Consider the following 8695-nt stretch of genomic DNA (forward strand, 5'->3'; position numbering starts at 1 on the left):
GGGTGGATCGGAGCGCTACCGATCGTCCGCCGCCCGTGCCGTCATGCCATCGGCGGCGGGGAGGAACCGCGTTCATCCTTTCGGAGGAACGGACGGCCGCCGCGGGCGCCTAGGCTGCTGTGCGTGATCGGTCGTCTGCGTCAGCTCGCCGCCGCCCGCCCGCGTCAGACCGACGCGGCGCTCGCGCTGCTGATCTTCGTCGCCGCGATCGCAACGGCGCTGCTGACCGAGGTCGACCGCGAGATCAGCGTCGCGCCCGGCGTCACCTGGCCGCGGATCCCGCTGCTGGCGCTGATGACGCTGCCGCTCGCATGGCGGCGCGAGCGGCCGCTGACGGTGCTGCTGACGGTCGCGGCCGCCGCCGTCGCCGCCGGCCTGCTCGGCTACTCGACCGGTGCCGCCGCCTTCGGGCTCGTGCTCGCGCTCGTCTCCGCCGCCTACTACCGCGGCCGCACGACGACGGTCGTCGGCAGCGTCGTCGGCGCCGCGACGATCGTCTTCATGCTGCTCGTCTTCCCGCCGCCGGGCGACGCGGTCTCGTCGGAGAACACGGCCTTCAACGTCGCCGTGATCGTGCTCGCGCTGATCACCGGCGACGTGCTGCGCGGCCACCGCGAGGCGCTCGCGGAGCTGGCCGAGCGCAACCGCCGGCTGGAGCGGCTGCGCGACGTCGAGAAGCGCGAGGCGGTGACGCAGGACCGCATGCGGATCGCGCGCGAGCTGCACGACATCGTCGGTCATGCGCTCGCGGCGGTGACGCTGCAGGCGCGCGCCGGCCAGCGGCTGGCGCCGCGCGACCCGGCGGCGGCGAGAGCGGCCTTCGAGCAGATCGAGGAGGTCGCCAGCCGCGCGCTCGGCGAGACGCGCGAGGCGGTCGGCGTGATGCGCTCCGGCGCAGAGCGGGCCGAGCTGCGGCCGCAGCCGACGCTCGACGACCTGCCCGAGCTGGTGCGGGCGGTGACGACGCCGGAGGTGCGCGTGACGCTGCGGCGCCCCGACGGGGCGGGCGCGGCGCTGCCGCCGGCGGTGCAGGCGTCGGCGTACCGGATCGTGCAGGAGTCGCTCGCGAACGTCGTCAAGCACGCCGGCCCGGCGGCGGCGGTCGTGACGGTCGCCGAGGCGGCCGGCGGCGGCCTGCGGGTGGAGGTGCGCGACGACGGGCGCGGCGACGGCGCTTCCCGCGCGGCGGGCGCGCACGGCGACGATCGTGCGGAGGCCTCGCGCGCGGGCGGCAGCGGCATCGGCGGGATGCGCGCCCGCGCCGACCAGCTCGGCGGCAGCCTCGCCGCCGGGCCGGCGCCGGGCGGCGGCTGGCTGGTCGCCGCGCGGCTGCCGGGAGCGCGCCGATGACGTTGCGGATCCTGATCGCCGACGACCAGGCGCTCGTCCGCTCCGGCCTGCGCACGATCCTCGAGGACGAAGACGACCTCACCGTCGTGGGCGAGGCCGAGGACGGCGCCCACGCCGTCGAGCTTGCGCGCAGACGCGACGCCGACGTCGTGCTGATGGACGTGCGGATGCCGCGGATGGACGGCCTCGAGGCGACCCGCCTGCTCGCCGGCCCCGGAGTCGCCGACCCGGTCGACGTGCTCGTGCTGACGACCTTCGACCTCGACGACTACGTCTTCGGCGCGCTGCGCGCCGGCGCCGCCGGCTTCCTGCTGAAGGACGCGCCGCCGCGGCAGCTGATCGACGCGATCCGCTCCGTCGGCGCCGGCCACGGCCTGATCGCGCCCGAGGTGACGCGGCGGCTGATCGCCCGCTTCGCGGAGGTCTCGCCGGCGGTCGAGCGCGCCGCCGAGCTGGACGAGCTGAGCCCGCGCGAGCTGGAGGTGCTGCTGCAGATCGCGCGCGGCCGCAGCAACGCCGAGATCGCCGCCGCGCTCGTGGTCGAGGAGAGCACGGTCAAGAGCCACGTCTCGCGGCTGCTGGCGAAGCTCGGCTGCAGCAGCCGCGTGCAGGCGGTGATCCTCGCCTACGAGGCCGGCCTCGTCACCCCGGGCGGCGGCGCGCCGGCCTGACGCGGGCGCTCACGCGATCCCGGCCGCCCGGCGGCAGAGCAGGCGCAGCGTGGCGATCGCGGCCTCGTCGTCGTGGGCGCCTCTGCGGGCGAGCGGGGAGAGCGGGCCGGCGAGCACCTCGTTGCCGGCGCCGACGAGCGCCGCGGCGGTGATCGCGGTCTGCTGCGGGGGCGCGTCGCCCTGGCGGATCGCGGCTCTCAGCAGCCGCTCGACGTCGCGCGTGTAGGTGCGGCGGTAGTCGATCCGCACCTGCTCGATCGCGGGGTCGACCGGCTCGGCGATCAGCGCCCACGCCTGCACCGGGTTGGCGAGCGCGCGGCGGGCGAAGTTGGCGAGCACGGCGTCGAGCTTGTCGGCGGCGCTGTCGGCGGCCGCGGCAGCTCTCGTGGCGGCGGCGATCTCGCGCTCGCAGACGTCGCGGAAGACCTCCACGAACAGCTCCGCCTTCGACGGGAAGTGGCGGTAGAGCGTCCCCGCCGCGACCCCGGCCCGCTCCGCGATCGCCGCCACCGAGGCGCCGCCGTAGCCGTGCTGCTCGACGACCGCGCGGGCGGCGTCGAGCAGGCGCTGGCGGGTGGGGCTGGGGAGCGGCTCACTGGAAGAGCGAGCCGTCAGGCGAGTTCTTCCGACGGGACCCGAGGCCGCAGGCCGAGCGGTCACGCCGGCAGCGCGCGCTCGACGATCGCGCGCGCGTCGACGCCGAGCGGCAGCGTCCCGTACGCGTGCCCGCCGCCGCCGAGGCGGGAGGCGCAGAAGCCGTCGGCGACCGGCGCCGGCGCGTGCCGCAGCAGCAGGCTCGCCTGCAGCGCCAGCGCGAGGTCCTCGACGATCCGCCGCGCGAGGAACTGGCCCTCGTCGACGCGCTCCAGCGGGTTGCGCGCGTCGGACGGGTCGAGCAGGCGCAGCGCCTGCGCGCGGGCGCGGTCGAGATGGGCGTCGAAGCGGGCGTCGGCGCCGCGTGCCAGCTCGCACTCGGCGAGGAAGGCCGGCAGCCCCTCCGGCTCCTTCGCGAGCGCCCGCAGCACGTCGAGCGCGGCGACGTTGCCGGAGCCCTCCCAGATCGACATCAGCGGCGCGTCGCGGTAGAGCAGCGGCATGCCGGACTCCTCCACGAAGCCGTTGCCGCCGAGGCATTCGAGCGCCTCGTTGGCGTGCGGGGCGGCGCGCTTGCAGACCCAGTACTTCAGCGCCGCGGTCGCGAAGCGGCGGAAGGCGGCGTCGTCCTCGTCGTAGCTGCGCGCGATCCGCAGCGTCACCGCGGTCGCCGCCTCGGACTCCAGCGCGAGGTCGGCGAGCACGTTCGTCATCGCCGGCTGGTCGACCAGCAGCGCGCCGAAGGCGGAGCGGTGGCGGGCGTGATGGATCGCCTCCAGCGTGCCGCGGCGGATCGAGGAGGTCGAGCCGATCATGCAGTCCAGGCGCGTGTGGTTGACCATCCGGACGATCGCCTTGACGCCGCCGCCCTCCTCGCCGACGAGGCGGCCGCGGATGCCGTGGAACTCGACCTCGGATGAGGCGAGCGAGCGCGAACCGAGCTTCTCCTTCAGGCGCTGGAACTCCATCCCCGGTCCGCGCTCGACGAGGAAGCAGGAGAGCCCGGCCGGCGCCTGCGCGAGCACGAGGAAGACGTCGCACGGCGGGTAGGAGCAGAACCACTTGTGGCCGTGGATCGCGTAGTCGCCGTCGCCGAGCGGGGTCGCGGTCGTGATGTTCGCGCGCACGTCCGAGCCGCCCTGGCGCTCGGTCATCGCCATCCCGGCGAGCGCGCCGCCGTCGGTGGAGGGCCGCGTCAGCCGCTCCTCCCACTCGGCCGCCAGCGCGGGCGCGCCGTCGCGCAGCGCGGGCACGACCGCGTACGTCATCGAGATCGGGCACATCACGCCGCCGTTGGCGTTGGACCAGAGGCCGAACGTCGCCGCGCGCACGACGTGCGCGCCGGCCTGCGGCTCGCGCCACGGCCCGCCGGCCAGCCCCCGCTCGATCCCGTTGCGCAGCAGCCAGTGCCACGACGGGTCCAGCTCGACCGCGTCGACGCGGTTGCCGTAGCGGTCGTGCGTCGTCAGCCGCGGCTCGTTGCGCTCGGCGCGGAGGCCGTGGTCGCGCGTCGACGGCGAGCCGGCGAGCGCGCCGATCTCGTGTGCCCGCGCGGCGCCCCAGCCGCCGCCCTCGCGCTCCAGCGCCTCCTGCAGCGCGAGGTCGACGGCGAAGTAGTCGACCGGCTGCAGCGGCGTCGCCTGGTTGCGGACGGCGCGCATCGGCGTCTCGGGTCCGCTCGTGATCGGCTCGACAGTGGTGCTCATCGTCCCCTCCGGCGCAATGTGAATCTGGATTCACAGCGTAGCGAATCAGGATTCACGTGATCGGAATCGATCCCGGAAACGCCTCCGTGCACGAACTTAGGTTACCCTAATAAGGATCCCTTTACACGAGAGGCCTTGATGTCCATACCGTCCCTCCCGCGAGCAGCGCGGCACGCGCTGCTGGCACTCTTGCTCGCGCTCGCCGCGCTGACGGCGAGCGCTCTGACCGCACCGGCCCGCGCGGCCGCGGCCGACCCGGTCGCGATCACGCAGGGGGAGGGCCTGCGCTGGGGCCTGAAGCTGTCCTGGCGCAACTACGCCGGCATCGGCACCGCCTCTGACGGCGCCACGATCGTCGGCGGCGCCGACGGCTATGTGTGGCCGTTCAGATCGGGCAGCTTCAACCCCGACACGAACAGGGCCGAGCTGCAGTACGGCGGCAGCGTCCGCTGGACCGCGCACGAGGGCGTGCTCGACGTCACGGTCAGCAACCCGCGGCTCGTGCTCGACGGCGACGACGCGCAGCTGTTCGGCAGAGCGCTCAGCAAGAGCGAGTCGACCGGCCAGATGGTCGACTACGGCGAGATCCCGCTCGTCACGGTCACGCTCAGAGAAGAGGCGCTGACGGTCGCCGACGGCAGAACGAGGTGGGCCGCGCTCGGCACGAACCTGACCGCGGAGGGCTTCAGAGTCTTCAGCGGCAACTACCCGGTCGGGACCGTGATGGACCCGCTCACGGCCACCTACAGCGGCCCCGGCGGCTTCCCCGCGCCGACCGCCGACAACTTCACGCCGGCCGGCACGATCGGCTTCAGCGAGGTCAACCGCACGACGCCGTCGGAGCCGACGACCCAGCACGTCTTCGACCTCTTCTGGGACGCCCAGCGCGAGCTGATGCACGCGACGACCGACTCCGTCTGGGGCACCGTCGGCGCGCGCTTCCCCGACACGCTCGGCACGATCGGCGACACCGGCCGCGAGGACACGACCGGGCAGAGCTTCCCGAAGGCGACCTTCGACGCCGCCACCGCGACCGTGTTCGACAGTGTCAACACGACGGTCCACACCTACACGTGGAACGCCGCCACGTGGGGCTATGACCACACCAGCTTCGACGCCGGCACGTACGTCTACGCGCTCGAGTGGGATCCGGTCGGCAGACGCCTGCTGGTGGTGTCGAGCAGCGAGCTGGCCAGCTTCACCGACAACGGCGACGGCAGCTGGAGAAAGGTCAGATACACGCGCGTGGGCGACACCCTGCCCGCCGGCCCGCGCTCGCAGATCGCGATCGACGAGAGCGGCACGATCATGCTCGCCGATGCCGGCCAGCCGCCGGCCGAGGTCAGACTCGCCGGCACGACCGCGACGGTCACGAGACTTGCTGACGACGTCCACGACCCGGACGCGGCGCAGTCGACCTTCGCGCAGCCCTCGGAGCTGCGCGCGATCCCCGGCGGCGGCTTCTACCTGGCCGGCTACCGAGGCCTCGTGCAGCGCGTCGAGCGCGCCGGCGACGGCAGCCTGCGGCAGGTCGGCGAGACGCTCAGACTCGGCGTCGCGAGCGTACTCGCGTCGGCGATCGACCAGAGTGACGGCAGCTTCTACGTCGTCGCTCCGGCCGTGCGCAAGATCGCCGTCGTCAAGGACGGCGCGAAGGTCGGCGAGCTGGCGCTGACGCAGGAGCCGGGCGTCGGCTTCTCCGGGCCGATCGGCATCGCGGCAGGCGCTGACCACGCGCTCTACGTCAACGAGGGCGGCGGCTACCCGGCTCTCAACACGCTCGCGAAGTACGCGCGCGGCACCTCGCCGACCGTCGGCGACGACCCGCAGGACGCGGTCGTGCCGTTCGCGGCCGGCGTCGACAGCGGCACCGCCACCTTCACCGCCGCGGCCACCGCCGTCGGCGGCGACCCGACCGTCCAGTGGCAGACGCGCGCCGGCGACTCCGGCCGCTTCACCGACATCGACGGCGCGACCGCGACGACGCTGAGACTGCCGGTGACCGTCGCCGACAACGGCCGCCAGGTGCGCGCCGTCTTCAGCAACGCCTTCGGCAGACTCGGCAGCGCGCACGCGACGGTCACGATCAACGCGGCGGCGGCGATCGTCGTCGAGCCGGCCGACCTCACCGTCGACCCCGGCGCGACCGCCGAGTTCAAGGTGATGCCGAGCGGCAACCCGGCGCCCGAGATCCAGTGGCAGGTGCTGTCGAACGGCAGCTGGGTCGACCTCGCCGACGGCAACGGCTACGAGATCGATGGCGGCTTCCTGCGCGTGCTGAACGCGAGCGCGACGCAGAACGGGCTGCAGTTCCGCGCCCGCCTGCGCAACAAGATCACGCCCGGCTCGGAGGAGTGGAGCACGGTCTTCTCGCGCGTCGCGACGCTGAAGGTCGCCTCGCCGGTCACGAGCGCCGTCAGCTTCGGCGGCGGCCACGTCGACTGGGGCTTCGCCGAGCGCTGGCGCTGCTACGTCGTCGGCAACGTCGCGCGCGGCGGGATCGTCCCCGGCGCAGGCGCGACGCAGGTCCCCGGCACGCTCGCGACCGGCACGCTCTGCAACGGCCGCAACGCCGGCTCGGAGATCGTCCGCTTCGGCATCCGCGGCGGCAGCTTCGATCCCGCCAGCGGCGTGCTCGAGCTGAAGCTGCGCGGCACGGTCCGCTTCTGGGGCCACGACTACCACGTCCCCGGCGACACCAGACCGCAGCTCGACACGACCTTCTCGAACCTGCGGCTGGTCGTCACCGGCGACAGCGGCACGCTCTACGCCGACACCGTCGGTGCGACGATGGACGCGCCGACGCCGGTCACGCGCACGAACGTCGCGATCGTCTCCGCGAGACTGCCCTCCGGGCCGGTCGCGCGCGACGGCGGGCTCGACTGGAGCGGGATCGAGACGACGCTGACGGCCGCCGGCGCCGAGGTCTTCGGCAGCTACCCGGCCGGCGAGCCGTTCGACCCGATCGCGATCAGCGCCGACTTCGGCACGCCGGAGCCGGACGCGGTCGTCGATCAGCCGCAGCCGCCCGTGCAGCAGCCGCCGGTCCAGCAGCCGCCGGTCACGAGAGCGCCGGTCGCGAAGGCGGCCGGCACGATCGCCGCCGGCGCGAAGGCGACGACGGTCGGCAAGACCGGCGTCGCGCAGGTCGCGACGCTGCGCTGCGCCGCCGGCGCCCGCTGCACCGTCACGGTGCCCAAGCGCCTGACGCTGAAGATCGCCGGCAAGCGCTACGCCGCGACGGTCAGCTCACCGAAGGCGATCGCCGCCGGCAAGCGCGGCGTCGTGACGCTGAAGCTGTCGAAGAAGGCGGCGGCGAAGCTGGCCGGCCGCAGCGTCAAGGTGAAGCTGCGCGTGACGGTCAGAGCGAGCGGCGCCAGAGCGGTCACGAAGACCGTCACGGTGACGCTGAAGGGCGCGAAGAAGCAGGCGAAGAAGGCGCTGAAGAAGGGCTGAGGAACCGCCGCAGCCGCTCGCTGAAGCGGACGCGGTCGCTGAACAGATAGGCGTGCGCGCCCGGCAGCAGCATCAGCCGGGCGCGTGGGATCAGCCGCGCCAGGCGGCGGGCGTTGGCCGGCGGGACGACCGGGTCCGAGCGTCCGCCGGTCACCAGCACCGGCAGCGCCAGCCGCCGCAGCGCGCGGGCGTTCGCGTCCGAGCGCAGCCACGGGTCCTCGGCCTCGACCTGCGCGCGGATCGTGCGCGCGGGCACGTCGAAGTCGTCGGGGATCGTGCCGGCGTCGCTGGCGCGGTCCAGCCGCTGCAGGAAGGCGCGGCCCTCGCGCCGGCCGGCGGCCGTGCGCGGGTAGAGGACGCGCAGCGCGGCCGCGTCGGAGGGCGTCGGGTCGCTGTCGATCCGCTGGTCCTCGGGGCTGCCGAGGACGGTTTGCGACCCGCCTGGGTTGGTGCCGGCGAGCACCAGCCGGCGGACCGCGCCGGGATGGCGGATCGCCAGCTGCTGTGCGAGGAAGCCGCCCATCGACCAGCCGAGCACGTCGGCCCTGTCGATCCCGATCGCCCGCAGCAGGCCGGCGGCGCGGTCGGCCAGCAGCGCGAACGAGACGCGTCTGCCGGCGGTCGCCGAGGAGCGGCCGAGGCCGGGGTAGTCGAACAGGATCAGGCGGTGGTCGCGCGCCAGCAGCGCCAGCAGCGCCGGATCCCACTCGGCCATCGTCGAGCCGGTCCCGATCGCCATCAGCAGCGGCGGCCCGCTGCCGCGCTCGTACCAGGCGATGCGCGTTCTGCCGACCTGCGCGTGGCGCACCTCGGCGTGGAAGGCGGGCGCGGCGGCGGCGGGTGCCGCGGGCGCGGGCACCGCAGCGGGCGCGGCTGCGACCGCGGCGGCGGGCGCGAACGCGGCGCCGGCGGTTGCGG

6 protein-coding genes are annotated in these 8695 nt (G+C 74.5%); 3 read left to right on the top strand and 3 right to left on the bottom strand.

The annotated features are described in order from the left end of the window. The first annotated feature begins 123 nt into the window (after nucleotides 1–123). Nucleotides 124–1350: a sensor histidine kinase gene (locus Q7L73_RS25185; RefSeq protein ID WP_304694432.1), complete on the top strand. Its 1227-nt coding sequence runs from the start codon at nucleotides 124–126 to the stop codon at nucleotides 1348–1350. Then, on the top strand, nucleotides 1347–2021 hold the full coding sequence (locus tag Q7L73_RS25190) for a response regulator transcription factor (protein ID WP_304694430.1): 675 nt from the start codon (nucleotides 1347–1349) through the stop codon (nucleotides 2019–2021). The genes Q7L73_RS25185 and Q7L73_RS25190 overlap by 4 nt, the downstream gene beginning before the upstream one ends. A gap of 9 nt (nucleotides 2022–2030) precedes the next feature. Here the strand turns inward: Q7L73_RS25190 and Q7L73_RS25195 are convergent, their stop codons facing one another. Both Q7L73_RS25195 and Q7L73_RS25200 read right to left on the bottom strand, forming a co-directional pair. Then, nucleotides 2031–2681 carry a TetR/AcrR family transcriptional regulator gene (locus Q7L73_RS25195; RefSeq protein ID WP_304694428.1) on the bottom strand — a complete coding sequence of 217 codons (651 nt, stop codon included), beginning with the start codon at nucleotides 2679–2681 and terminating at the stop codon, nucleotides 2031–2033. Further along, nucleotides 2678–4321 carry an acyl-CoA dehydrogenase family protein gene (locus Q7L73_RS25200; RefSeq protein WP_304694426.1) on the bottom strand — a complete coding sequence of 548 codons (1644 nt, stop codon included), beginning with the start codon at nucleotides 4319–4321 and terminating at the stop codon, nucleotides 2678–2680. Before Q7L73_RS25200 ends, Q7L73_RS25195 begins: the two co-directional genes overlap by 4 nt. Nucleotides 4322–4459: 138 nt before the next feature. On the opposite strand from Q7L73_RS25200, the gene Q7L73_RS25205 reads away from it, so the two are divergent. Continuing rightward, the gene (locus tag Q7L73_RS25205) at nucleotides 4460–7777 is read left to right on the top strand and encodes an HtaA domain-containing protein (protein WP_304694424.1); all 3318 of its coding nucleotides are present in this window, start codon (nucleotides 4460–4462) and stop codon (nucleotides 7775–7777) included. Here the strand turns inward: Q7L73_RS25205 and Q7L73_RS25210 are convergent. Beyond that, the coding region (locus tag Q7L73_RS25210) for an alpha/beta fold hydrolase (protein ID WP_304694422.1) at nucleotides 7719–8695 on the bottom strand (977 nt) is incomplete at its 5' end. The two genes, Q7L73_RS25205 and Q7L73_RS25210, sit on opposite strands and share 59 nt — an antisense overlap.

The organism is Conexibacter sp. CPCC 205762 (assembly GCF_030646155.1).
In the GTDB taxonomy this organism is placed as follows: Bacteria; Actinomycetota; Thermoleophilia; order Solirubrobacterales; family Solirubrobacteraceae; genus Conexibacter.